The sequence below is a fragment of the Providencia heimbachae ATCC 35613 genome (assembly GCF_001655055.1).
Lineage (GTDB): Bacteria > Pseudomonadota > Gammaproteobacteria > Enterobacterales > Enterobacteriaceae > Providencia > Providencia heimbachae.
In genome coordinates, this window is sequence record NZ_LXEW01000024.1 from 1 (window position 1) to 26,412 (window position 26,412).

Consider the following 26,412-nt stretch of genomic DNA (forward strand, 5'->3'; position numbering starts at 1 on the left):
ATTAATTTTAGGCTTATGGAAGAAAGGGCTAGTACTGTTAGGCGTTTCAATTGGTTTCGGTATTGTTCTTGCTATCATCGACACGATCATTGGTGGTATGCCTAATGGTGCATACACGGGGTTATCAGTCGGTGTGTCAGTTTTATGGGCGATGGTGGCAAACTATGCTTACTACTTAAAAGAGACCAACGGTTTAGATGGTTGGAACCCATTCGAAGGGATCCGAATGGTTTAAGCCTAACTACGATATTCAATTGGCGTTTTTCCATAAAATTTACGAAAAGCTTGGCTAAACGCTGAATGAGAATCATAGCCAACAGACAGGGCGATTTGTTCAACCGTGCTGTTGGTTAATAATAAACTTCCCGCCGCTTCCATTCGTTTTTGCAATAAAAATTGCATTGCAGTTAATTGCGTTTCTGACTTAATTTTTCGCTGTAACGTGCTCACTGATATGCAAAATGCGGTGGCGATATCTTCACAGCTGATTGGCAAGTGCAATCGAAGCTCAAGCCATTGCGTTAAGCTATCAAGCCATCGGTTTTCAGGCTTCAATTGTGCGAGTAATAAGCGAGTGACGGTGAAGTTTTGTTCCGGTGCTTGAGGGAAATTTTTCAACCAATTTAATAACCCTATTGCTGCCGGCGTTAACGAAAAATGCCCCATTTTCTCATTTAATGCCCATTGCGCAGTCGCTGGCATTTCGAGCACATAGTTTTGATTACCTGTTTGGCCACTAAACGCATGGCTAACACTCGGTGGGATCACCACGCCATTTCCTGCATTTAATCGAAAATGTTGCCGATGCATATTGATTTCCATCTCACCCGATAACGCAAAAACGACTTGCCACTGCCCATCATGTTGATGAGAAATAACTTCGTCAGAATATTGGCGAAAATGAAGTTCAGGTAATAGCAAGGGGGGACTCCTACTTATATCAATGATAGAAGTATACCCATTTTACTGATGAAAGGCAGCGAGGATATCTTGGGGAGCATACACAAGTATGTAACTAAGGCGAATACGCACAACCAATAACCTTGCGGCTTGAAATAGAATGAGTCACAAAATATACCGAGCGATACCCTGAATACTCTAAATAGTTCAAGTTGCAGCTAGGCGGCAAGTAAATGAGATCCTAGGAGCATACATAAGTATGTGACTAGGGCGAATGCACGCAGCCAACAACGCTGCGGCTTGAAATAGAATGAGTCACAAAATATACCGAGCGATACTCTAAATACTCTAAATACTCTAAATACTCTAAATAGTTCAAGTTGCAGCTAGGCGGCAAGTAAATGAGATCCTAGGAGCATACATAAGTATGTGACTAGGGCGAATGCACGCAGCCAACAACGCTGCGGCTTGAAATATGACGAGTATTTTTTAGGCTAAGCGGGAACCATTAGGTAATGGCAAACTAAACTCGGCTAAAACAATATCTCCGTTATCATCGGGTGCTCCAGTAATTAACACTTCTGATTTTACCCCTGCTATCCGCTTTGCTTCAAAATTACAAACGCATAGCACCTGTTTCCCGATTAACTGCTCTGGCGTATAGTTCACTGTAATTTGAGCACTTGAACGTTTAATCCCTAATTCACCTAAATCGACGTCCATTATATAAGCGGGTTTTTTCGCTTTGCTATTCACTTCTGCACTGACGATGGTTCCAACACGCATTTCTACACGGGTAAAATCATCCCACTCAATAATTTGCATACATAATTTCCTAAATTAAGCGTTTATACCCAAAATAATTCGAGTTAATTAGTTATTACGTTAGCATAGAAAGCATTGAAGCCTTTATCTTCAAACCTGCATTTTGTGTCGCCAAACAATCAATTTTTTTAATACGAAACATAATATAAAAAACCCTTAATAAAACATTAAGGGCATTGAATAAGATAAAGAGTGATCGATTAATAAGTTACATCGTTGAAAACGCATTCATAATGATACCGCCTGAAATAATCAGCCCCATAGCAAATACCGCTGGAAAATCTGGTTTTTGTTTATAGAGGATCATCGACACTAAGGTGACACCGACAATACCAAATCCACACCATAATGAATAAGCAACGCCGACGGGGATATACCCCATGGCACGAGTGAGTGCGAAGTAACACAGACAATATGCAAAGATAACTAATATTGATGGCGCTAATTTACTAAAGCTATTGGTTTTTTTAATCATTGATGTGCCCGTTATTTCAGAACCAATAGATAGTGCGAGCCATAAAAATCCAGTAAACATAATATTCCCCTTAACCTTTAAAATTAGTGAGCGGCTTTATTATTAATTGATGGTATGGCCGTTTGAATTTCTTTTTCCGGCTGTTCAACTTCTTCTGATTCCTCAGCGCCCATTTTGGAAAATAGATTCATAATAACAATTCCGCTGGCAATAACCGCCATACCAATCATTGCCGCAGTATCAGGATGCTGACCATAAAAAATCATTCCCAATGTCGAAACCATTAATATGCCAGTGCCTGACCATGTCGCGTAAGCGAGGCCAACAGGAATATATTTAACCGCACGTGAAAGTGAGTAATAGCAAATAATATAAAGTACAACGATTAATGCTAATAATAATGATTTAGTGGTTCCTACGCTGTTATCAAACATTTTTAATGTTGATGTTGCTGAGGTTTCGGAAATAATAACCGCCAGCATCCACAGCCAGGCCTTAGCTTTAGGGGACATAATTAGTGCTCCTACTCTATTAAGAATATATATACCTTTCATATTTCAAGTTGTAGGAATATTGAATTATTTTAGGTATAGATTGGATTGTTTCTATTTTTTTAAAGACTTCAAATAATCAGTTGCTGAATCAGTTAATTTATTTTTACTTGTGGAATATCCTCCAGGATCATTCATTACTTCATTTAAAGTAATATAGCGACTCGAGTTTATTTGGTTTGTTTTAGACTTTATATTTAATTCATTACTTTCTAATAACAATTTATTTTCAATATCATTAAATGAATCAAAGTTAATGCCTAATGATATTGCCTTATTTATATTATCTTTAATAAGGTTGTTATAGTGTTTATTTTTATTCAAACCTAAAACCTGACTTAATTCACTTTCAGGACAACAATGATATTTCAATGCCATAACAGGCATCGCTAACGCTAAAGCAGCTAAAGTAATCTGGCTTTCTTCACTGGTAAATAGACCATTTGCAACTTCCCCTACTGTCTTCGCATCAATAAAGGGAAGAAAAACAGCCTGATATTGCATCAACATATTTGTTTCAAATGTGCTCTTCGTGAGTATATTCCCCAGAGAACTCCACTTATCAGAACAAGGGTTAGCCAGCATCTCATTGGTGACATATACAGAAAAAGAAACGGTAGAAAGCTGCATTAAACGCTGGTAAATAGCCTGCTCATACCCCTGAGCGGGGGATAGCACCACTAAAACTTTCTTTTTGAGCGATTGTAAAACCTGCGCCACTATCTGCTCGATACGTTTTTCATTCATCTTGCCACCTTCCTATCAGCTAACAATAAACACGCTATCGCTATTACGTAAACCCGCCGCATTGGCTTCATCAGTATCGATATGAAACTCAAGGGAAAATCGCTCATCAATCCGCACCACAACTTCGTCAAAAATTAAGCTACGTTCCCCTTCAGTACGGATATGCACTTTTTGCCCATTCACCACATTGAGTGCTCTCGCATCCATGATGCTCATATGAATATGACGCTGAGCACAAATGACTTGCTCTTCAAGGTTTACATGGCCTGCGGGACCAATTAGCAGCGCACTACCCGAGGTACTCAAATCACCAGATTCACGTACCGGCGCTTTGATACCTAATGCAAAACAATCTGCTTTTGAGACTTCAAGTTGGCTTTGAGGACGTACAGGGCCAAGCACTCTTACCTTGCTAATTGACCCTTTCGGCCCAACCACCATGACACACTCTTTGGCCGCAAATTGCCCTGGTTGTTTTAAGTCTTTAAACGGTGTTAGCTGATAACCCTGACCGAATAAGGCTTCTACATCCTTTTGAGAAAGATGAACATGGCGGTTCGATATTCCCACAGGAATGGCGATATTACTTTCCAAACCCAGCGCAGGATTATGCGCTGATAGACGAGAAAGAATTTTGCCCATCAGTTGCTGATTAATCATTATTTCTTACCTTTATTCAGTAAGTTTTTAGGCTCTTTTATCACGTCAGTTTTTATTACCGTATCCATTTTTGTTGAATTTTCAGCTTTTATTTCGACAAGTTTATCTTCAATAGCAACTTGCGCCTTAGCTTCAACTTTATCGATACTTTTTTCTAATTCACCTTTTTGGCTTTTTACCGCTAATAACTTAGTAATAACACAAGGTTCTGGGCGTGCTATCACCAAAGAACCCACCAGCAATTGTTGATTAGCAATCACCTCAATGCCGTGATCGACCGCCGTACGCACGGCACTAATCTCCCCTTGAAAATAGACAGAAACTAATCCAGAGCCTATTTTCCGATAACCGACAATTTCAACACTTGCCGCTTTACATGCAGCATCAGCGGCTTGAATTGCCGATGTCAGCCCCCGAGTTTCAATCACACCTAAACTTTGCATTTGTCTCTCCTACTTAATGACGAACAAGTCGAATATCAAAATCGAATGTCTTAAAGAAAGCCTCGAGCTGGTCTAACTCTTCTGCACTGTAAGTTGGGTCTTTCTTCATGGGATAAATCATGTCGAGCTTGTCATATTTGCCTCGACCGAGTTGGTGGTATGGCAGGATATCAATTCGCTTCACATTGCCTTTTTTCGATAATTCGATTGCGTATTCAATAGCCCCCGTGATGGCATCAAATGAGTCGTTATAACCACGAACTAAAGGCATTCTCACCACCACGTTGGCACCAAGATCCACTAATCTTTCCAGATTACGGCGTACATTTTCATTACCAATACCAAATAAATTTTTGTGCTGGTGAGTATCAATATGTTTAATGTCGTACAAAAACAGGTCGACAACTTGCGCTAATTTTTCATAATTGGCTAACGATGTAGTGCCTTGAGTTTCTACTGCCGTGTTAATCATCATCTTTTTACATTCACGTAGCAGCTCTACCGCGAAATCAGTTTGTAGGCTCATTTCGCCACCACCAATTGTCACGCCACCACCAGAGGAAATATAAAAATCATAATCTTGCATAATGATTTCCATCATTTCGGCAACGGTCACATCTTTACCCATGATGTCTAATGCACCACCAATACAGACCTCTTCACACTTGCGGCAGCCAATACAATCGATATTACGATTCACTCGATGAACCTGTTCACCCTGCTCATTAGCGGTCATGTAATGAATACCCGTAGGGCACACATCCACACATTTGCCACAACTGACACATTTATCGTGGGAAAACATCACTTGAAACTGGCTACTCAATCCTTCAGGGTTGGCACACCAAGGGCAGCGAATGTTGCATCCTTTAAGAAAAATCAGTGTACGAATGCCATCGCCATCATAAATGGAGTATTTCTGGATATTGAATATCCGACCTTTTATTTCTGCCGCCGTACCCATCATCGCATCTCCAAAACTCACTAAAATTTATTATATTTATCTTGAAATGGCAGGCATGGGTCTCACACCTGCCAAGCTTGACTTAGAATTTCTCAATTACGGTACGGCTGATAATTTCATCCTGAACTTCTTTACACAGTTCAACGAAGTAGGCACTGTAGCCAGCAACTCGGACGATTAAATCACGATACTTTTCAGGCTCTTGTTGCGCTTTTTTCAGCATTTCATTATCAACATAACTAAACTGCATTTGACCGTTACCCAAGATGGATGCGGTTCTCAGCAAGGTAATCAGGCCATGGCAACCTTCAGGTGTATCTAATAACCCTTTCAGGAATTTGAAGTTATGCACCATACCGATATTCATGGTTTCAACATTCATTTTACTGATTGATTTAATGATGGCGGTTGGGCCTTGTTTATCCGCACCTTGTGTTGGGCTAATACCATCAGATAGCGGCATCCAAGCTAAACGACCGTTTGGTGTCGCCGCCGTTAGCTCACCAATTGGCGTGTTGTTTGAGATAGATAAGGTGCCGTGGCTCAATGTTGAATAAAGCATTTTGTATTGGCGACACTCACGCTCTGTCCATTCGGTAATATCCAATGCATATTGGTCAACATAATTGTCGTCATTACCAAATTTCGGCGCATTCAAGCAGTCACGACGTAGCTCTTCATAGCCTTCAAAGTTAGCTAATAAGCCATCACGAACCTGCTCAAGGGTATAGCGGCCTTCTTCGTAAACTAATTTTCGAATAGCGGCGATAGAATCTACATAAGTTGCTAACCCAGAGAAAATCAAACCTGGGCCGTGGTTAACCATTGCGCCACCTGCGGCAACGTCTTTACCTTGCTCCATGCAACCTTCAACAAACAGAGACATTAATGGTTTTGGTGCAACATCACGGTGAACACGCTGGCTGATTACCGTACCAATCGCGGATAAGCGAACAATATGCGCAATCTGTGCTTTCACTGCGTTATCAAAGTCTTCAAAGGTTTTTAAATCACGTAAATCACCGGTATCTAAGCCTTGATAGCTATCGAATAACACCATGCGACCACGATTTAAGACAAATTCAATAGCGATAGGCCATTGGGTATAACCTGTTGAAGTCCACTGATAAATACGACCTGATTTTTGTGGTTCAACACAACCCATCAAGCAATAGTCACGCGCATCTTCAAAATCAAAACCTTTGCGTAGCATCATTTTGATGTGTGAATCATCGAAGTGACAGGCCGGGAACCCCATACCGGCTTTGACCACTTCCACAATTTTTTCCATGTATTTTTGTGGGGATTGGTTGTGAATACGACAAGCCAGTGAGGGTTGGTACACTTTAACAAAGCGTACTGCATCCATAATCAGGTAAGTCAGCTCATTACAGGCGTCACCACCTGAACGTTTTTGCCCACCGACAGTTAGGTTGATAAATGGCTGATATCCTGCGAAATATTTCGCCCCTAATTCACTCGACATCCACATTAATTCGGCACATTTGATAATGAACGCCTGCATCATTTCCAATGCTTGGTCTTGGGTTAGGCGGCCTGTTTTAATGTCGTTTTCATACATAGGCAAACAATATTGGTCGACGCGTCCTAATGACAAACCCGTTTGGTTTTCTTCAATTTCAAACAGTGACTCGATTGTCCAAATACTTTGCAATGCTTCTTGTAACGTCGTTGGCGGATTAGCCGGTACATTTTGGTTAACTTCGGCAATCGTCAACAGTTCTTCACGACGTTTTTGATCGGTTTCTTTTGCCGCTAATTCACGAGCACGTTCCGCAATACGGTGCGCGTAAGCCACGACACCTTCACAAGTTTCAATAGAAGCCTTGTAGAAATAAATGCGGTCGATATCTTCTGGATTTTCCATGCTGAGGTTAGCCAAATGGGCTTGGGCATCCGCTTTAATACCATTCATCCCTTTGGTGAACAATAATACGTCGTAACCCGGACAAGTATCACCACCGCCATTAATTTGGTGATAAGACAAATCACTGACAAAGGTTTCGCCACTAAATTCCCATACTCCTGCTTCACGATATTGCGCTTCGCAGATTTCATCCAATGAGCGGTTTTCCCAGAATGGCGCTATCTCTTCGCGGATGACTTTTTTGTCTTCTTCAGAAACATAAAACGGATCTTGTGGCCGCGTCCCCATGGTATCGAGTTCTTCGACGACCCAGCGCCATGCAATATCAGGGGAGAATGCGCCTGCACGTGGCTTACCACATGGGTGACCAACAATTAACTCTTCTGCTTGAATCAAAATAGGCGCAGTTTCACATGCACGGCGAAACGCTTTGGCACGTAATAAAATTGTCGGTAAACCGGGGTTACTTTTCGCCACTTCAGTAAAAGCTAAAGCGCGATAAATTGAAACACTTGGGCGAGCCTCTAAATAACGGCTACGTAAACGCTGTAAACGAGGCGTTAAGCCTTCCATCACTTTAACGTCATTATCTTGCGCGACTGAAGGGGTAACATAGCCGGCTTGTGGTGCTGCATACTGGGGTTGAGTACTGGCTTGCCCACTGTATAAACGCACTTTTAACCCGCCGTTTAACGCAGATATATTTTCATTTGCTGACAGCAACATGGCGGATAGCTCATTGATGCAAAGACGCGGGTCATTGATATACACCCCTTGCGTCAATGCATCGAACATTGGGTAACCGTCAATCACTTTTGTCGAACGCACTTCGGATAATTCAGCCAGTTTTAACCATAAGCTTTCAACAATTTCATAAGCTTGTGATTGTGTTAAGCGACCTTGTTCAATATCACGTTGATAGAACGGATAAACCGCCTTATCAAATCCCATTGGGTTAACGGCATAACTGCCATTTTCCAGATGTAAGATAAGCTGCAATAAATAGAATGCTTGGCAGGCTTCTTTAAAAGTTTGCGCAGGGTTTGCTGGCACATTACGTAAAACCGCAGCACTGTCTAATAACTCTGCACGACGATATTGGTTACTCTCACTGGCTGCCATACTTTCAGCTTTAGCAGATAGCGATTGTGCAAAGCTGATTGCAGCATCACATGCATAAATTGCAGAGCGACAATTATTTGCCTCATCAATACTGTTACGGCTCACCGCACTGCCGATATTTCTGACTCTATTTTCTAACTGGCCTTTAATCGCGACAAAGCCCACGTTTAAAACCGTTAAATAATCAGGCGCAGCGATTGCGCTATCTCCGGCTAAAAATTCATAAATACTGCCGCTATGTATTTCATTTTCGGTATGGAAAATGGCACCGCGAGGTGTGGAAGATTGACTACCGATGATCAATTCATCTTGCCCGATAAATGCAGGAAAATTACGGATGAATTCATAAAAGCGTTGAGCTGGTTTAATCGCTTGTGGAACACCGGTTAATTGATTTCCCAGTGCTTCAAGAATATTTGCACGTTCAGTAATGATTGAGCTATTGCGGGCACTTAAACGTTCAGCCAGCATTTTTACGCGTGGGGTCAAAGCATATTTGGCCATGTTAGCCTCTCCTGATGTTCGTTATGTTTTTTAGTTCGTTGTTCATCACATAAAAGCGTTAACTACATAAAACCTTTATTTAAAAAGCGTTTCGATAGAGCGTTTCCAGTTGCTTCTCGTTAACATCCCGTGGATTAGTCGGGGTGCAACTGTCACGCAATGCCTGCCCAACCATTTCCCCTAAACGGGTATTAAAATCTATTTCACTGACACCTGTAGCCTGAATGCCTTTTGGCATATTCATTTCATCCTTCAACACATTGATTGCCACAATCAGGCTTTCAACACCTTCACGGACAGAAGACGAAGGTAAGCTCAAGTTTTTGGCGAGTGATGCGTAGCGTTTTGCCGCTTCAGTATCACAATGCCCTTCTAAATCCGCATTAAAAGCAACGACTTGCGCCATCAACAATGCATTAGCACGACCATGGGGAACATGGAATACCCCCCCTAATGCATGCGCTAAGCTATGGGTTATCCCTAAAGAGGCATTGGTAAAAGCCATACCTGCGATGCAAGATGCGTTATGCATTTTTTCACGAGCAAATACGTTGCTACCTTCACGATGACAATCAATTAGATACCCAAAAACTAACTGCACTGCTTTCTCTGCTAACGCGTCTGAAAAATCAGATGCTGTGCGCGAAACATAAGCTTCCAAGGCATGGCATAGCACGTCCATTCCAGTATCAGCTGTGATAGAAGCAGGCACTGACTTCACCAAAACTGGGTCAAGGATTGCCACGTCCGGTAACATAAACTCATCAACCAAAACTAATTTTTCTGATTGTGATTTAATCACCGAAAATGCGGTCACTTCTGAACCTGTACCACTGGTTGTCGGTATTGCAATAAACTGTGGTTTAGCTCTGTTTACGTCTTTGCGGGTATGCCAGAGGGAGTAGATAACAGCCTTAGCAGCATCGATAACCGATCCACCACCGAGTGCAATGACCAAATCTGGGTAATGCATATCCATGATTTTCATGCCATTAACAATGGCTGAAATATCGGGATCTGGCGCAACATCATCATAGATAGAAAATGCAATACCACGTTGCGATAACCGACGAGTCACTTCGTCCGCCAGCCCAAATTTCACCATGGCTTTGTCCGTCACGATAAACGCGTGTCGGGCACTCACTTGTGAGAGGTAATCCAATGCATTCGCACCAAATTGCACCCTCGGTTTGATCAGAAACTGATTCATACTGTTTTTACTCCCAAGGAGCTGTTAATCTTTGATGGTTCATTTTTGTTCGAATTAAAAGCATTTTAGTCAAGGCGGGAGACTCGCCGCCTAGTAACCTAGGCAAGAGGCTCTCAACGCAGAGAAAAATAAGTGAAACGCCTTTTAATCGAACCCGTAGGGCTACCGTCCTTTGTTGTTTTGCTTGAAATGACAATTTCATCGACAATTCAAAGCGCACAACAATTTCTTTACTTTGATTTTTATTCATAAATTACTGCAAAAATCATCAGCAAAGATCATCAGCTCCTGTTATTCCGATAAACCTTTTCCACAATGGCAACCACTGACATGGCCTTGTACTTATCTTTATTCAAAGCGAAGTACTCTTCGACTAAGACAATGTCATTAATACCTGCACCTACACTGTCCATTGCCACATACGTTTTGTCTTTCAACGGCTCAAGATCATCACCAAGGGCTGTAACCATCAGCAAATTACTTCCGCTGAGCTCTTGGCACTTCTGCGTTGCGACAACATGTCCGATTACCTTTGCAAGGATCATGGTTTATACCGCCTTATTTCAATGAGTTACTTATTGAGGCGTCCGAGAACCGCCTTGATAATTTGCTCGACATTCTCTTCAGTGATATCCCCTTGCGCGACAACCGCTTCGGCAATAGATGCGGTGTTAATTGCATGACCAAATCTGTCATCACTTTGCTGATAAGCTGCAGGTGCAGCAGCTGCCGGTACAACGGATGGGCGATGGAATCTATCATCATCAAGAATACTAACTTGTGGATGGCTTGCCGTTGCCGTCACCGGCTGAGCAGAACAAGTCGGCGCAGATACCTGTGCTGGCTGTTTGAGGTCATCAATCGAGCGCACGCCATATCCCACTTTACGTACATTCAATAAGTTCATTGGACCGACGTTATCAGAGCTCGAACCGCCACCTACTGCGCCACAACCTAGTGTCAGTGCAGGAGTAAGATTAGTGGTTGCACCAATACCGCCAAGTGCTGCTGGTGTATTAATCAGAATACGGTTAACTGGTTTTTCTAACGAGAATTGACGAATAACATCTTCGTTTTGTGTGTGGATCACCAACGTATGACCTAGGCCTTCGTTAGTCAGCAAATCAACCACTCGATGGCAGGCTGATTTCCAATCTTCTTCGATATACATGCCTAAGATTGGGCACAGTTTTTCACGTGAATACGGGTTTTTTGGCGAAACCGTCTCTTGTAGCGCGATCAATACGCTGGTATTGGCTGGAACAGTAAAACCAGCGCGTTGGCTTAGATAAATCGCGTCTTTTCCGACCACTTCAGGGTTGATAGTGCCGTTGGCTCGCAATAGCATGGATGCCATGCGTTTTGCTTCGTCTTCATTCATGAAGTAAGCGCCTTGGGCTAACAACTCACGATGTACTTCGTTGTAAATACAGCGTTCAACGATAATTGACTGCTCAGATGCGCAGATAACGCCATTATCAAACGTTTTACTGGTAATGATGTCACTAACGGCTTTCTTGATATCGGCACTACGTTCGATAAAGGCAGGACCATTACCCGGGCCACCACTGATCGTTGGTGTACCTGATGCATAAGCGGCACGCACCATCGCTTCACCCCCCGTCGCCAGAATCAAAGACACATCTTTGCTATGCATTAATTCTTTGGTCGCCTCTAATGTCAGCATAGTGACACCATCAACAATACCGGCTGGTGCACCCGCTTCTAAAGCGGCTTTCTTAACAATTTCTAAGGTGCGGAAACTACAAGCTTTTGCATTTGGGTGCGGGGAAAAGACGATTGCATTACCTGCCTTCAAGGCAATCAATGTCTTATAGATAATGGTCGATGTTGGGTTAGTTGAAGGTACTAATGCCGTAATAACCCCTAATGGAACGCCCACATCCATCACTTTATTGATTTTGTCATCATTGATGATGCCAACGGTTTTCAGATCTTTAATGTGTTCATAGACACGCAATGAAGCAAACGTATTTTTCAGGACTTTATCTTGCCATTTCCCGAAACCTGTCTCTTCATTGGCCATTTTCGCCAACTCTTCTGCATGAAGGGCGGATTCAATAGCAATGTGTTTAACGATACTGTCGATTTTTTCCTGCGAAAAAGTAGCAAAAACTTTCTGTGCTTGTTTCGCGTTTCTAACTAGCTCTCTTGCTAGTTGTCTGGATTGCAAATCTTTGTCTAATGCAACCATGTCTTCCCCCGTATCGGAGTCAAAAAATTAACTAAATAAACTGATTGTTTTTCTGCTAACAACTCAAGCTTTGTGTTGCTGTGCAATTTTGCCGATATCGTTATGCGGCCTTGCGATAACACGTGAAGTCACGACTGTGCCAACGCGTTTTGCAGCTTCAACGCCAGATTCAACCGCTGCATTGACCGCACCAACATCGCCTTTTACCATCGCAGTCACTAAGCCAGAACCTACATTTTCATAGCCAATTAACTCAACATTGGCGGCTTTACACATCGCGTCAGCAGCTTCAATACATGCTACTAAACCTTTCGTTTCGATTAGACCAAGTGCTTCTTTCATAATTAATTTCCTGTTTTATTCCGCAACTTTATACTGTGTGATTATTTTTTGGACATCGCTGTGAGGGCGAGCAATAACCAAAGAAGTCACCACAGTGCCAACGCGTGATGCAGATTCAACACCAGATTCAACAGCGGCCTTAACTGCGCCGACATCGCCTTTTACCATTGCAGTCACTAAACCTGACCCAACATTTTCATAACCAATCAGCACAACATTGGCGGCTTTACACATAGAGTCAGCCGCTTCAATGCACGCAACCAACCCTTGTGTTTCGATAAGACCTAATGCGTCACCCATATTTTTCCTCCAGGAAAAGTTATGCCTTATGTTTAATTACGATTTTGTTGATATCATTGTGCGGTCGAGCAATAACAAGAGATGTCACCACTTCACCAACACGTTGGGCAGACTCAACACCTGAATCGACAGCGGCTTTTACGGCACCAACATCGCCTTTAACCATCGCAGTCACTAGGCCTGAGCCCACATTTTCATAGCCAATCAATTCGACGTTTGCGGCTTTGCACATTGCATCCGCTGCTTCAATACAAGCCACTAAACCTTTAGTTTCAATAAGACCTAATGCATCACCCATTGTTATTTCCTCCGAGAAGCCGGTTTACGGTTTTCTTACTCTTAATCTCTCTATACCCAAAATAATTCAGGTTGCTTGTAAGCGCTGAGCGAAAGCTACGCCCAAGCAACTTGATGTATGACAGGTATAACTCGAGCCAATGTGCTTGCGTGGTGATTTATTGAACGCAGACCTTGGCTTCAAATTCACTATATCCCTCAAAAAACAAAACAAAATATAAATCCACAACACATAACTATTTAGAATTATCATCTGTTAATTAGACTGACAAACGCTACTTTCACATAACAATGCTGAATAATGAAAAAATTCACGTATCTGTATGGTGAGTAAAAATTAAGGGGTTTTAGATTTAGCGTTAAACAGTGGAATTGTTAACAAGATATTATTGAGCTGGAAAGGGTTGGTGATTTAGTCAATTCAAAGTGTGGAAGCGGTCACTCGTCTATAAGCTCTCTGGCATTTTATCGATGCACTGACTTCACTCAATAACACGAACCACATGCTTAGTGATCGGCTCATCGGGAGAGTTTAATTTGTTAGTAGTAACTAAGAAGGGCTGATGAGTGGATTATTGATTAAGATTCATGTTGCAGGTAGGCGACAAGCGAAGATAGCCCGATGAGCATAGGTTAGCTATGCGATTCGGGTAGCTAAGTACAGTCAACACCCCTGCAACTTGAAGTATGACCCATGGCGGGTATATGCCCAAAATAATTCATGTTGCAGGTAGGCGACAAGCGAAGATAGCCCGGTGAGCATAGGTTAACTATGCGATTCGGGTAGCTGAGTGCGGTCAACACCCCTGCAACTTGAAGTATGACGGGTATATCAATCAAACTTACTGCCGGGTTTAAGAGTGCAAATATAAAGAGGAGAATTGAGAGAGCTTAATAATATCGCTTTGTCATTAAGCTTTTGTGCATTTAAAAATAAGCCATCGTGGCTGTCTGACATCTCTCGCATAAAGTAAGCGAAAATAACATCGGGAGATTCATCAATAGAAGAGGCACTTGATTCCCATTGGCTCACATTATAATGTCGCTCAGTGGGCGAAACACGTTTAGTGGTGTAATTAAATTTCACATAGCGCTGCAAATAAAGCCATCCGGCTTTGGAATCGGTATATCCTTCAACCACGATAGAACCTTGTCCATTTGCGCTAAAATTAAAGTGAATATTGGCATTGACGTTCTCATCCGTCATATTTTCGAAACGCATAATGCCTTTCGTTGAGCAAACCATCATCCCATCATTTTTATTCGCAAATATCACTGATTGTGTATAAATTGCCACAATAATAAACAGTAAAGCACTTATTATACACAATACTTTTCCTGTCATTTTCATGATGGTTTCCAAGAATAATAAAAATAGTTATCACAGTAACTAAATGGATTATCTTCATTAACGGCACAGTGCGCTAAAAATACTCTACCTAATCCATTGGTTTGTAGCTTATCGCCATAAAAGAAAACAAAGCGTTCCTTATCAACACACTCTAGACTCAAATTATTTCGTACCGTATCAAAATTCTGTACATATTTAAGTGCAACGGTGCCATTGATCATCTTTTCATTTGACAAGACGTCACACTTATTGTGTTCCAATACAGTTAAACTAATCGGTTGTGATGGCTGATTTGATAAATAAGCCATCACCGCAAGTAAAACAGAGCAGAGAAGAAAAGTGGCGCTAGCTAAATACCAACAAATTTCTTTTTTCTCTTTGGTTAACGGGATGGCTTTTTCAGGAGTGACTATCGGGGAAGGCGTGAGCACAATATTAGGGGATGAAACCACCGTTGCTTCTTGTATCTCACTTAAATTACTAATATGTGCAATTGGGTCAAGTCCCTTTTTATCAATAAGCTCAACCGAAACTTCCGGGTTAAACTCTAAACGCCCCCGAGCAACAGTAACAATAATATTTTCAATACCATACTGGCGAAATGCTTTTCTCAATAAACTTAAATATTGGTTTAAATTACTATTGGATGAAACCAATCCGTTATCATCCCACACCGCGGTTAAAACATCATCACGAGAAATAACACCACGATTTTTCATAAAATAGACTAATAATGCGTTGGCAGTAATAGACAGCTGAGTATCCACCTGATCTTCCTTCAAAGATAAAGTGCCATCCGCTGGATCATAAATAATTAAGGCATTTATTTTGTATTTCACTGCCGCCCCATTCTATTTTTAGATTGATTTTATTTCGAGTATTACTGAATTTTTTCAAACGAAATTTGTGTTAGCCGGCTAACAATCGCATCTCGCTCTTGCTTGGAGAGAGTTTGCCCCTCCGTTAATGCAGAGAGCCATAGCCCATCAGCTGAATAGCGAACTAATGCACCCAAGTGGCTATTATCGAATTCATCCCCTTTCGCTAAATGCCCGATCACCCAGTCTCGCCAACATTTGCGTAATACCGGCTCTGTCGGCATGGCTAATGATAAAAAAGCGAGCTGAAAGCTCTCATCTGAGTCTTGTAATTCACCAATATAATGCAGATAAGCGCGAGAAAATCGGCCATAAGAATTCGGGTCATTCATCATGATGCCACTAATACGGTCATCCATAATGTTTAGTAATTGAATAAATAACGCATAGATAAGCGCTTGCTTACTTGGAAAGTGGTGTAATAATCCACCTTTACTCACACCGGCTTCACGAGCAACCGCATTGAGAGACAAAGAAGCGATGCCTTCTCTACCCGCAATCATACGTGCAGCTTTGAGTAAGTCCTCTTGCAGTTTTACTGGGTCTTTTTTTCTAGGTGGAGTAAGTCTATTCATGGGATGGATAATACCGACCAGTCGGTATGTTTCCTTTTGACTAAAATCAAGTAACCTTAATTTGTTAGTGGTTAAATCTAAATAGTGTAATTCACTTCACAATATCAATTTATGAATATCCATAAACACGTGATTTATTTAAAAAATAAAATAATTTTTACGGACTATATAATATTTATTCATTTAACTTAGTTTTGCAGACTTGAACATAATGATGTTTAATTATTAAAGTAGAGCGATATGTTCAGTTGTGATGAAAAATCTTCATAACCTGAATTTAAATCATCTGAAAAGGAGTTTGTACTATGTCCAGTCAATATAGTATTGGTGTTGTTGTTGGTAGCCTACGTGCCGATTCATACAATTTGAAAGTGGCTAAAGCTATCATTAAATTATTTCCTGCTAATTTCTCGTTCAAATTTATCAGAATCGACCAACTACCATTATATAGCCAAGATGCTGACCAAAATGTTCCTGCCGTTGTTGCTGATTTTAAAGATCAAATTAAAACTTGCGATGGTATTATTTTTGCCACACCAGAATATAACCGTTCAATTCCTGGTGTATTAAAAAATGCTATTGACCAAGGTTCTCGCCCTTGGGGGGATAACTCTTGGGAAGGTATTCCAGCAGGTCTACTAGGGGTTTCTATCGGTAATATCAGTACGGCCATTGCACAACAGCATCTGCGTAATAGCCTGACATTCTTGAATATGCCAACCATGAATCAACCAGAGTGTTTCTTAAAATGGTATGACGGTATGGTGGATGAACAAGATAATTTAGCGGCTAAAAGTAAAGATTTCCTCCAACCTTGGGCTGATACTTTTGCAAAGTTTGTTGCTCATAACGCAAAACGTTAATAACCGAAACAAGATGTTCTTTTAATAAAAAGGCACCGCAGAATATAATGCGATGCCTTTGGTTTGAAAAAACAGAATTAATTAACGTCCAGCTTTAAGCTTTTGAAAATACTCTTCATAAATGATATTCGTATTCCCCACGTCGCTTTGCCACTCACCTTTTTTCAGAACATCTTCACTTGGATAAAGAGAAGGGTCATTCGCAATTTCAGCCGGCAATAATTTTTTAGCTTCTAAATTTGGTGTCGGATAACCTATCGATTCCGCCACTTGAGCGGCAATTTCAGGGCGTAATAAGAAATTAATTAGTTTATGTGCGCCCTCGACATTTTTTGCGTTCGCGGGTATTGCTAGGCTATCCATCCAAAAAATACCGCCTTCTTTTGGCCAAATAACTTCAATAGGTAAGCCGGCTTGCCTTGCAACAAACGCTGAGCCATTCCACAACATCCCCACATCAACCTCACCTTCAATAAAGGGTGTCGCCGGGTTATCTGAGTTGAATGCTAAAATATTCGGGCGTAATTTTTGTAACTCATTATAGGCTTCTTCGATTTCTTTAGGATCTGTTGTATTACCGGAGTAACCCAGCTTATTCAGCGCCACCTGAAAAACTTCACGCGCATCATCCATCATCAATAAGCTATTTTTATATTCAGGTTTCCAAAAATCTGCCCATGAAGTCACCGTATCTGGCGCAATCGCTTCACCATTAATACCAATACCCGTCGCGCCCCAAATATAAGGAACTGAATAATCATTTTTTGGGTCGAATTCTTTATGGATCAGGTTTGGGTCAAGGTTTTTAAAGTTGCTAAGCTGGTTTTTATCAATCTTTTGCAACATGCCTTCTTTACTCATTTTAGAAATAAAATAAGTCGATGGAACCACCAAGTCATAAGCCCCTTCTTTATAGGTCTTCAATTTGGTGTACATGCTTTCATTTGATTCATAGGTGGAGTAGATCACCTTGATACCCGTTTCTTTAGTAAATTGCTCTAATAAACCGGGGGGAACATATTCTGTCCAGTTATAGAAATACAGTACGTTTTTATTATCGTCATCGGCAGTTGCTGTACCAATACTTGCCGCCATTAAGCCTGCGGCTAACAGATAGGACCATTTTTTCATGACTGAGTTTCCCTCAACAAAGTGTTTTGTTATCCCGTAACGATGACAGGTATATATCTTATAGACTCAATTGGAGCCCACCCTCGCGCCTAATGGCATTGGAAAAGAAGCTGCAATCCACAGCTTCTATAATTTATTGTGTTACTTACTGCGCTTTGAATACTTATCTCTCATCACCCATTGGCTCAGGCAGACTAAGATAAGCGACATCAATAATAATACCGTTGCTAATGCATTCACTTCAGGGGAAACCCCCACTTTTACCATTGAGTATATTTTCAACGGTAAAATTTCATAACTTGGCCCTGTTACAAAGGAAGAAACAACAACATCATCCATTGATAACGTGAAGCTAAGTAACCACCCTGCGACAACCGCAGGCAAGGCGAGTGGCAAAATAATTTTGCGTAAAATGGTAAATTCACCTGCGCCAAGGTCACGTGCAGCCTCAAGCATTTTCACATCAAAATCTTTTAATCTTGCATAGACCGTGACCACCACAAAAGGTAAACAGAAGGTGATATGTGAAAATAATAATGACCAAAATCCAAGGGAAACCCCAAGGATCATAAATAAAACTAACAAGGATATCGCCATGACAATATCGGGGGACATCATGACGACAAACAGCATTCCACCCACAAAAGGTTTCCCTCTAAAGCGATATCGAAATAGTGCTACTGCCGTTAATGTGCCGATAACCGTAGCAAACGTCGCGGAAAGAACTGCCATTGTCAATGAATGCCCCGCGGCCTCTAACAAACTATCGTTATGACTTAATAGTTCATACCATTTAGTTGAAAACCCTTGCCACTGAATACCAAAACGCGACTCATTGAATGAATTAACAATCAATATAATGATTGGGATATAAAGATAAGCGTAGATGATGGCCATAAAGCCACCACGCAATGTACGTCCGATCATTCTTCATACGCCTTTTTATTCAAAAGCTTAGCAGCTCGATAATACACATACAGCAAGAGCCCCATCATCACCGTTAAGAAAATACTTGTTGCGGCTCCAAATGGCCAGTCACGGATATTCAGGAACTGACTTTTAATGACGTTACCTATCAGGAGATTTTTAGCGCCTCCCATTAAATCAGCAACATAGAATAGCCCCATCGCAGGCAGTAAAACCAATAAACAGCCTGCAATAATCCCCGGCATGGTTAACGGAATAATGATCTTTATAAACGTTTGTAACTTGTTAGCACCAAGATCGCGAGCAGCCTCTAAATAAGATTTATCAAGCTTCTCGATGCTCGAATACAGAGGCATCACCATAAATGGCAGTAAAATATAAATCAGCCCTAAGATTACCGCTTCTTGCGTATACATAAGCCGAATGGGTTTATCGATAAGGCCAATCCACAGTAAAAAATCATTCATATACCCCTTGGTACTCAGAAACACTTTTAAACCGTAAATACGGATCAGCGAGTTAGTCCAAAATGGCACTATCAGTAAAAATAACATCAAGGGTTGTATACGTTTAGGCAGCTTTGCCAATATAAAAGCGAATGGGTAACCAATCACCAGACAAAAAAATGTCGCAATGAATGCCATTTTCAGTGAATGCAGCATCACCTCTGCATACATAGGATCAGATAAACGAATGTAGTTATCCCATGTAAAAACCAGATCAACTAAATTGGTATCGCTACGGGTGAGAAAGCTGGCCCCAATAATCATAATATTAGGCAAAAAAACAAACAGTATCAGCCAAGCAACAACACCGGTGATGATGACATTTTGCAAGATTTTATGTTTACGAATGATCATCCAGAACTACCTCCCAGCTTTCAACCCAAGTTACTGCAACCTTTTGGTTAAGTGAGTGGTCGACATCAGGATCATCTTCATTGAAGAATTCGCTAACCATAATAATTTTGCCATCTTCCATCTCAACCACGGAATCTAAAGTCATTCCCTTATAGTTACGTTCGCGAACATAACCAATCAAGCCAGGGTAATTATCGGCATCATTGACTTCTTCAACGCGCAAATCTTCAGGGCGTAGCAAAACATTCACATGTTGCCCTTCTTTGACGGAAAGTTCAGTGAAAATATCACATTCATGCCCTTCAACATTGGCACGAATACGTTTTTCATCAATGCGATATAAAACTTTCGCATCAAAAATATTAATTTCACCGATAAATTGAGCAACAAACAGGTTTTTAGGCTCCTCGTAAATTTCACGCGGTGTACCATCTTGCTCAATTTTGCCCTCTCGCATCACAATGATACGGTCGGACATGGCTAAAGCCTCTTCTTGGTCGTGTGTTACAAAAATAAAGGTAATACCTAATTTTCGTTGAAGGGCTTTGAGTTCATTTTGCATTTGTTTGCGTAATTTATAATCTAACGCAGATAAAGACTCATCCAGCAATAACACTTTTGGACGATTCACTACCGCACGGGCAATCGCAACTCGCTGCTGTTGCCCACCCGATAGCTGGTTAGGCTGGCGAGTGGCAAAGTCTTCAAGCTGTACCATACGCAAAGCTTGATCCACACGCTTTTGAATTTCAGCCGTGGGTGTTTTTTGCATGCGTAAGCCAAAAGCAACATTATCGAATACGGTCATATGCGGGAATAAAGCATAGCTTTGGAATACAGTATTCACAAAACGCTGTTCCGCAGGGATATCTGTAATATCCTGACCATCAAGAATAATTTGACCATCATCCACATCTTCGAGACCTGCAATAAGACGTAAAACCGTCGTTTTGCCACAGCCCGAAGGACCCAAAATAGTTAAAAACTCACCATTTCGGATGGTTAAGTCAAGATCGGAAATAATTTGTTTGCCATCAAAACCTTTGTTTAAAGATTTTAATTCGACGAGTGGTGTCAGAGAGGTTGTCTCAGTCATTTATAATACACTCTATCCCTAAGAATAATGCAGATAGAACCGCCACCGTTAAAGACTGTATAAGCTTGTCGGAGATATATTCTTCATACTTCAAGCTGCAGGGTTGTTAGCTTTTCTCTGCTACCCAAGTCACATACTTATGTATGTTCGTCGGGATATCATCGGTTGCTGTCTACATGCAACTAGAATTATCTTGAGTATATAAATTCGTCCCCAGCAAAGCCCAAACCAGTAGCGCCATTTATCGTTCAATAAGGGAATCATGATAAACACTGTTCCCCTAAATTGAAAGCCATTTTCGCCATTTCGTTTGGCTTTCATTATGAATTATCTATAAATAAAACTGCTTTTTAATAAAAACAAGCCTCATAGCAACTGAACTAATCAACACATCATTATGTATAGGTTTTCTCTATCTATAATATAAAGTAAAATAATTTAAATTATCTACAATTCATATGGTTATCATAATAATGGAATGACGCATCATAAAAAACAAATAAATATTTAATTTAATACAACGCGATTTTCAAATAGAAAAATTGACCTTTTGATTACACTCTATTTTGATTATCAACTCATGTTAATGAATAAATCAAAAATAACATAACAAGGAAAATACACATCGATAAATATGATAATTAACTATAAAAATACAAGTAGTTAAATAACATTTATAACAAATAATCAGAACCACAATTCACTCGATTATTTTGTGATTTATCTCAAATTTTTTGTTTCATAACCCTTTTTATCCCTATAAGTTTAACCAATATCATATTATCCCATGCATCCCTTTGAATATAATAGCCAAATTGGTATGATTTTAAGACTATGGCGTATTATGTAAATATTGCCACATAAACCAATCATTCGAACTATTTTGGGATAATTTTACATCCCTTTATTATTTTATTTTTGCTTCATTATTACACCTATAAATTTTTCTAAGCACTGAAATCGATTAAGAATAAACATAAACCTACGGGCAATTATTTTTTGGATATTCCACTGAAATTAATATGTGAGTGAACAAAATGGCTAATAAAGAGTTTTTCTATCAAGAACCTTATCCGTTATCTGAGGATAAAACCGAATATTACCAAGTCTCTGATAAATATGTTTCTGTAGAGCAATTTGCTGGAAAGCAAATGTTAAAAATTGAACCTGAAGCTTTAACGCTTCTTGCAGAGCATGCTATTTATGAATCCCAATTTTTTCTAAGAGCCGCTCACCAAAAACAAGTTGCCGCTATATTGCATGACCCAGAATCGAGCGAAAACGACAAATATGTCGCATTGCAATTATTACGTAATGCTGAAATTTCAGCCAAAGGCGTTTTACCAAACTGCCAAGATACGGGAACCGTTGCTGTAGTTGGCAAAAAAGGCCAGCAAGTTTGGACGGGCTGCGATGACGAAGAATATCTTTCTCGAGGGATTTATAACGTCTTCCAACACGAAAACCTGCGTTTTTCTCAAAATGCCCCGCTTGATATGTTCAATGAAGTTAATACTGGTACGAACCTGCCTGCACAGTTTGACATTTTTGCAACTACGGGGGATGAATACCACTTTCTACTAGTCAATAAAGGTGGCGGCTCCGCAAATAAATCAGCCCTTTATCAAGAAACAAAAGCGACACTAACCCCTGGCAAGTTAAAAAACTTCTTAATTGATAAAATGAAGAATTTGGGAACAACAGCTTGCCCGCCTTATCATATCGCCTTCGTTATCGGCGGAACTTCTGCGGAAACAACTCTGAAAACAGCCAAATTGGCTTCTGCAAAATACTATGACAATCTGCCAACCACAGGTAATGAATTCGGTCGTGCTTTTCGTGATATCGAGTTGGAAAATGAGTTACTAGAAGCTTCTCGTCATCTTGGTTTTGGTGCTCAATTTGGTGGTAAATATTTTGCTCACGATGTCAGAGTTATTCGTTTACCTCGCCATGGAGCCTCTTGCCCAATCGGTTTAGCCATTTCTTGCTCTGCTGACCGAAATATCAAAGCAAAAATCACTAAGGACGGATTATGGTTGGAGAAAATGGAACATAATCCAGCGCAATATATCCCTGAATCTCTGCGTCACCAAACAGAAGGGAAAGTGGTTCATATTGACCTCAATCGCCCAATGAAAGACATTTTGTCCGAGTTGAGTAAACACCCTGTATCAACACGAGTTTCCCTCAGTGGCCCACTGATCATCGCTCGTGATATCGCCCATACCAAGCTTAAAGAACGCTTAGATAAAGGCGAGGATCTACCGCAATATTTTAAAGATCACATGGTCTATTACGCAGGACCCGCGAAAAAACCAGAAGATATGGTTTCAGGTTCTTTAGGGCCCACAACGGGCAACCGAATGGATCCTTATGTGGACTTGTTCCAGTCCCATGGCGGTAGCATGATCATGCTCGCTAAAGGTAATCGCACCCAATTAGTCACCGATGCCTGTAAAAAGCATGGTGGCTTCTATTTAGGTAGTATTGGCGGTTCGGCGGCAATATTAGCGCAAGAATATGTGAAAAGCCTCAATTGCTTGGAATATCCAGAGCTGGGCATGGAAGCGATTTGGAAAATGGAAGTTGAAGGATTACCCGCCTTTATTCTTGTCGATGACAAAGGCAATAATTTCTTTGAACAAGTCCAAGATGAAAGCTGTAAGAAATGTATTAAATAGTAACTAAAATAAAGAAAAAGAATAAAATCACCCCAATCGTTGGATAACCAATTATTGGGGTGATTTGGACAGAATCTGATTTTTATAAGCACGAATAACTCAACTTAATTAAAAATTAGATATATTCAAAAACAAGTACACCACCACCATTAATATTACCAGCTGAAGGGTTAGCGACTTTCTTACCTAAATTCACATCAATTTGGACATTTTGACTCGTCATATTATTAAATGTCATTGTTGTGCGCTTACTTCCATTCATGGCGAGTTCACCATACCATCCTAGTCCCAAATCTGTACGAGTAGGATTTGCTGCATCATAGGCATTAGAGGGTTGGTAAGTGACTTTAATGTTACCCGGAGAAACACAACTTACATTCATACTTAAGCTTTTTGATGCAGTATCCGCAACAGACATAGGCAATGCACCAAAATTAAAGTTTAATTCATTCGTATTCACGCTACAGGTATTAGTCACTGTAACATAAAATGTTAATCGACTTGAATTTTTAGGGCTAATTTTCCCAAGCTGCGGCATCCAAACATTAGTTCCAGCCCAATCAGGATTTCGAACGCCAAATAATGTGGTATAGGCATCAATAACATGAGGTACATTTCTAATAGGTAAATTGGTTCGACTAATTAAGGTAATAGGAATACTGCCACCAAAAGCTTGTGGTCGATAAGGCGTTGAATTACAACTCGCTCCACCAACATTTGTGCTTGTACTTATTTTCGCATATTGAGAATTGGGAAAATCCGCAGTATTTAATGTTTGCCCTGAAGGTAGGTACAATTCAAACTGATAACGCTGACGCGTCTGTGGGTCTATATAATCTACTGTATTAGGAACAATAATATATTGGCTATTTGTCGAACCTCTAGTCCCACCAGAACCACCACAAGTACTGGATCCCCAAGCATACTCTGTCATTAATCCGCCTGAACTCCCTAACTGTGCAGTTAATGTTAAATTAACACCGTTAAAGTTAGCTCCCGTCCAAGTTGTGTTACCGCTAAATTGCGTATTTTGATAGCCCATAACACTCCAGTCATTCGGGTTATAGGCATTACTTAATTCTGAAAATAATAATACAGGTAATAGACATAAAACTTTTTTCATAACAGTGCCTTAATAAAAATTATAGATAGCTCATTAAGATCGCCACTGAACTGTCAAAATTACCTTCACTAAGAAGTGACTTATCAGGTGTGATTAATGTGGCTCGAAGAATGAATGTTCCTCGAATGTCATTCGACCCAAATGGAATCCATTTATTTAAATCGAGATTTATATTATCTTTTTTTAATGATATCCCTAATCCTCTCATAGAAGTATTTAATACATTACTGCCTAATTGAGTATAAGTCCCATATTTTGTTGGATATAAATATAGATTCATAACTTTATTTGCGGGAACTTGGTTTCCTTCACAACTATATTTTATGAGAATATCATTGTATGCGCTACCAGATTCAACCTGAGAAAAATCAACATTATTAAAATTAACAAATAGTGTTGTTTCATTATTTTGTCCGACCAGATTACAGACTGGAGCTACTATTGTTGCTGTAATATTAACCTTAACATCTGCACGTCCATTATTAATATCGGCAGAAAGACTAGAAAATGAAACACACAACAATAACAAGAGCATATTCTTTATTAATACCACCACAAACCTCTCTTATTAATTGTAGTTAACAATAATACTTGCAGTTCCATACAGAGACCCAGGTCTGGCAAAATCACCTTTTGTTAAATAAGCATTTAATGCTAAAACTGCTGTATTATCACTTTCTACCTGAACTTCCAGTGGTTTATTAAATGAAACCAATTCCCCATGGGTATTCTCTAGACCAACAATAAGACCCGTTCCGCCCTGTGTGTTTAAATAATCAATGTTATTTTTTTTATAAACATTAGTTGAATTCAATGATATAGATATCATTTTATTTAAAAGTGTTGGTGTACAATTATCAAACTCAACTTTAAACAGTTGCTTATCCGATATATTCCCACTAACTTCAATATAACCCAATGAATATGGTATAAATTGAACTGTAATATCAGACCGTTTAATATCACATTTTTTATCAACTAAATTACCATTGAAATTTACAAGTAAATCAGCGGAGTATGCAGGTATCATTACAAAGATACTCAATATGAATGGAAACACAAATTTAATCATATTCTAACTCCATAACAAGTGAATTTCCTTTAAACTTACTCTGTGGAATATATATATCATTGCTTCCAGAGGTTAATTTATAATCCATTTTTAATCCGCTTAGATAACGTTTGTCACTATAAATTAATTTAATCTTCGCCTGTAATGGAATTTTCATATCGTTAGTGTTAACTAGGCACTGATTCAGTTTAATAACCATTGAAGGGAAAATGTATTCTTCCGATGAAATAATACAAGGTGAATACATAATCCCTATTTTGAAATTTATTTTCCCACTAAGTTCTTTCATTTTGTTTGCTGAGGTTGCATCATGTAATGGAAAATAATGATTCTCTTCATATTCTGCTGACAACCCACTCAGCGGAAACAATAATATAAAGAACAAGAAAGAAAAATATTTCATCGTACC

General features: G+C 40.1%; 30 protein-coding genes. 3 read left to right on the plus strand and 27 right to left on the minus strand.

The genetic code is table 11. The features are described 5' to 3' along the window. Positions 1-235 (plus strand): DUF2628 domain-containing protein (locus M998_RS07905; protein WP_156510940.1); only part of this gene is annotated, 235 nt, incomplete at its 5' end. 2 nt (positions 236-237) lie between these two features. Here M998_RS07905 and M998_RS07910 read toward each other — a convergent pair. From M998_RS07910 to M998_RS08000, 19 genes are all read right to left on the minus strand, one after another. Further along, complete coding sequence (locus M998_RS07910) at positions 238-921, minus strand: helix-turn-helix domain-containing protein (RefSeq protein WP_068440385.1); 684 nt, start codon at positions 919-921, stop codon at positions 238-240. Positions 922-1,389: 468 nt separating this feature from the next. Beyond that, positions 1,390-1,725: a tRNA-binding protein gene (locus M998_RS07915; RefSeq protein ID WP_068440382.1), complete on the minus strand. Its 336-nt coding sequence runs from the start codon at positions 1,723-1,725 to the stop codon at positions 1,390-1,392. Positions 1,726-1,933: 208 nt separating this feature from the next. Further along, complete coding sequence (locus M998_RS07920; protein WP_068440380.1) at positions 1,934-2,260, minus strand: DMT family transporter; 327 nt, start codon at positions 2,258-2,260, stop codon at positions 1,934-1,936. Positions 2,261-2,283: 23 nt separating this feature from the next. Beyond that, a complete protein-coding gene (locus M998_RS07925; protein ID WP_068440378.1) occupies positions 2,284-2,712 on the minus strand; it encodes a DMT family transporter in 429 nt (142 codons plus the stop codon). Between the two features lie 93 nt (positions 2,713-2,805). After that, positions 2,806-3,498 (minus strand): hypothetical protein, encoded by a 693-nt coding sequence (locus tag M998_RS07930; RefSeq protein ID WP_068908329.1) that lies wholly within the window; start codon positions 3,496-3,498, stop codon positions 2,806-2,808. 15 nt (positions 3,499-3,513) lie between these two features. Further along, entirely contained in the window at positions 3,514-4,158 is a 645-nt protein-coding gene (locus M998_RS07935; protein WP_068908331.1) for a phosphate propanoyltransferase, read from the minus strand. After that, on the minus strand, positions 4,158-4,601 hold the full coding sequence (locus M998_RS07940; RefSeq protein ID WP_068440371.1) for a BMC domain-containing protein: 444 nt from the start codon (positions 4,599-4,601) through the stop codon (positions 4,158-4,160). Before M998_RS07940 ends, M998_RS07935 begins: the two co-directional genes overlap by 1 nt. Before the next feature lie 13 nt (positions 4,602-4,614). Beyond that, entirely contained in the window at positions 4,615-5,565 is a 951-nt protein-coding gene (cutD, locus tag M998_RS07945) for a choline TMA-lyase-activating enzyme (RefSeq protein WP_068440368.1), read from the minus strand. A gap of 82 nt (positions 5,566-5,647) precedes the next feature. Next, positions 5,648-9,079: a choline trimethylamine-lyase gene (gene cutC / locus M998_RS07950; protein WP_068908332.1), complete on the minus strand. Its 3,432-nt coding sequence runs from the start codon at positions 9,077-9,079 to the stop codon at positions 5,648-5,650. A 79-nt stretch (positions 9,080-9,158) separates the two neighbouring features. Next, entirely contained in the window at positions 9,159-10,289 is a 1,131-nt protein-coding gene (locus tag M998_RS07955) for a 1-propanol dehydrogenase PduQ (RefSeq protein ID WP_068908334.1), read from the minus strand. 7 nt (positions 10,290-10,296) lie between these two features. Then, positions 10,297-10,539 (minus strand): hypothetical protein, encoded by a 243-nt coding sequence (locus M998_RS07960; RefSeq protein ID WP_068440359.1) that lies wholly within the window; start codon positions 10,537-10,539, stop codon positions 10,297-10,299. A gap of 31 nt (positions 10,540-10,570) precedes the next feature. After that, a complete protein-coding gene (locus M998_RS07965; protein WP_068440357.1) occupies positions 10,571-10,834 on the minus strand; it encodes a EutN/CcmL family microcompartment protein in 264 nt (87 codons plus the stop codon). 26 nt (positions 10,835-10,860) lie between these two features. Further along, positions 10,861-12,504, minus strand: a complete 1,644-nt coding sequence (locus M998_RS07970; protein ID WP_068908336.1) for an acetaldehyde dehydrogenase (acetylating) — start codon at positions 12,502-12,504, stop codon at positions 10,861-10,863. Positions 12,505-12,567: 63 nt separating this feature from the next. After that, complete coding sequence (locus tag M998_RS07975; RefSeq protein WP_006658501.1) at positions 12,568-12,846, minus strand: BMC domain-containing protein; 279 nt, start codon at positions 12,844-12,846, stop codon at positions 12,568-12,570. Between the two features lie 15 nt (positions 12,847-12,861). Further along, positions 12,862-13,146 (minus strand): BMC domain-containing protein, encoded by a 285-nt coding sequence (locus M998_RS07980; protein ID WP_068440349.1) that lies wholly within the window; start codon positions 13,144-13,146, stop codon positions 12,862-12,864. A 19-nt stretch (positions 13,147-13,165) separates the two neighbouring features. Next, entirely contained in the window at positions 13,166-13,444 is a 279-nt protein-coding gene (locus M998_RS07985; protein ID WP_004249182.1) for a BMC domain-containing protein, read from the minus strand. A gap of 831 nt (positions 13,445-14,275) precedes the next feature. Further along, positions 14,276-14,794 carry a FidL-like protein gene (locus tag M998_RS07990; protein WP_068440347.1) on the minus strand — a complete coding sequence of 173 codons (519 nt, stop codon included), beginning with the start codon at positions 14,792-14,794 and terminating at the stop codon, positions 14,276-14,278. Continuing rightward, a complete protein-coding gene (locus M998_RS07995; protein ID WP_068908338.1) occupies positions 14,791-15,633 on the minus strand; it encodes a transcriptional regulator in 843 nt (280 codons plus the stop codon). The genes M998_RS07990 and M998_RS07995 overlap by 4 nt, the downstream gene beginning before the upstream one ends. A gap of 41 nt (positions 15,634-15,674) precedes the next feature. Then, complete coding sequence (locus tag M998_RS08000; RefSeq protein ID WP_068440339.1) at positions 15,675-16,247, minus strand: TetR/AcrR family transcriptional regulator; 573 nt, start codon at positions 16,245-16,247, stop codon at positions 15,675-15,677. Positions 16,248-16,552: 305 nt separating this feature from the next. Between M998_RS08000 and M998_RS08005 the strand changes: the two genes are divergently transcribed. Beyond that, on the plus strand, positions 16,553-17,110 hold the full coding sequence (locus tag M998_RS08005; RefSeq protein ID WP_068440336.1) for an NADPH-dependent FMN reductase: 558 nt from the start codon (positions 16,553-16,555) through the stop codon (positions 17,108-17,110). 81 nt (positions 17,111-17,191) lie between these two features. Here M998_RS08005 and potD read toward each other — a convergent pair whose 3' ends face one another. From potD to potA, 4 genes are all read right to left on the minus strand, one after another. Beyond that, a complete protein-coding gene (gene potD / locus M998_RS08010) occupies positions 17,192-18,241 on the minus strand; it encodes a spermidine/putrescine ABC transporter substrate-binding protein PotD (RefSeq protein ID WP_068908340.1) in 1,050 nt (349 codons plus the stop codon). 141 nt (positions 18,242-18,382) lie between these two features. Further along, positions 18,383-19,168 carry a spermidine/putrescine ABC transporter permease PotC gene (gene potC, locus M998_RS08015; RefSeq protein ID WP_068440329.1) on the minus strand — a complete coding sequence of 262 codons (786 nt, stop codon included), beginning with the start codon at positions 19,166-19,168 and terminating at the stop codon, positions 18,383-18,385. Then, a complete protein-coding gene (gene potB / locus M998_RS08020; protein WP_068440326.1) occupies positions 19,165-20,028 on the minus strand; it encodes a spermidine/putrescine ABC transporter permease PotB in 864 nt (287 codons plus the stop codon). Before potB ends, potC begins: the two co-directional genes overlap by 4 nt. Beyond that, positions 20,015-21,124: a spermidine/putrescine ABC transporter ATP-binding protein PotA gene (gene potA / locus M998_RS08025; protein WP_068440323.1), complete on the minus strand. Its 1,110-nt coding sequence runs from the start codon at positions 21,122-21,124 to the stop codon at positions 20,015-20,017. Before potA ends, potB begins: the two co-directional genes overlap by 14 nt. A 1,037-nt stretch (positions 21,125-22,161) precedes the next feature. Here potA and M998_RS08030 point away from each other — a divergent pair. Beyond that, positions 22,162-23,808, plus strand: a complete 1,647-nt coding sequence (locus M998_RS08030) for a fumarate hydratase (RefSeq protein ID WP_068440320.1) — start codon at positions 22,162-22,164, stop codon at positions 23,806-23,808. A gap of 115 nt (positions 23,809-23,923) precedes the next feature. Here M998_RS08030 and M998_RS08035 read toward each other — a convergent pair whose 3' ends face one another. From M998_RS08035 to M998_RS08050, 4 genes are read right to left on the minus strand one after another with little or no spacing between them, the layout of a single operon-like run. Continuing rightward, on the minus strand, positions 23,924-24,931 hold the full coding sequence (locus M998_RS08035) for an MrpH family fimbial adhesin (RefSeq protein WP_068440317.1): 1,008 nt from the start codon (positions 24,929-24,931) through the stop codon (positions 23,924-23,926). A 19-nt stretch (positions 24,932-24,950) separates the two neighbouring features. After that, positions 24,951-25,487: a fimbrial protein gene (locus M998_RS08040; protein WP_231906700.1), complete on the minus strand. Its 537-nt coding sequence runs from the start codon at positions 25,485-25,487 to the stop codon at positions 24,951-24,953. Between the two features lie 12 nt (positions 25,488-25,499). Further along, positions 25,500-26,003 (minus strand): fimbrial protein, encoded by a 504-nt coding sequence (locus tag M998_RS08045; RefSeq protein ID WP_068908342.1) that lies wholly within the window; start codon positions 26,001-26,003, stop codon positions 25,500-25,502. Next, the gene (locus M998_RS08050; RefSeq protein WP_068908344.1) at positions 25,996-26,406 is read right to left on the minus strand and encodes a hypothetical protein; all 411 of its coding nucleotides are present in this window, start codon (positions 26,404-26,406) and stop codon (positions 25,996-25,998) included. The genes M998_RS08045 and M998_RS08050 overlap by 8 nt, the downstream gene beginning before the upstream one ends. Between the last annotated feature and the right edge of the window lie 6 nt (positions 26,407-26,412).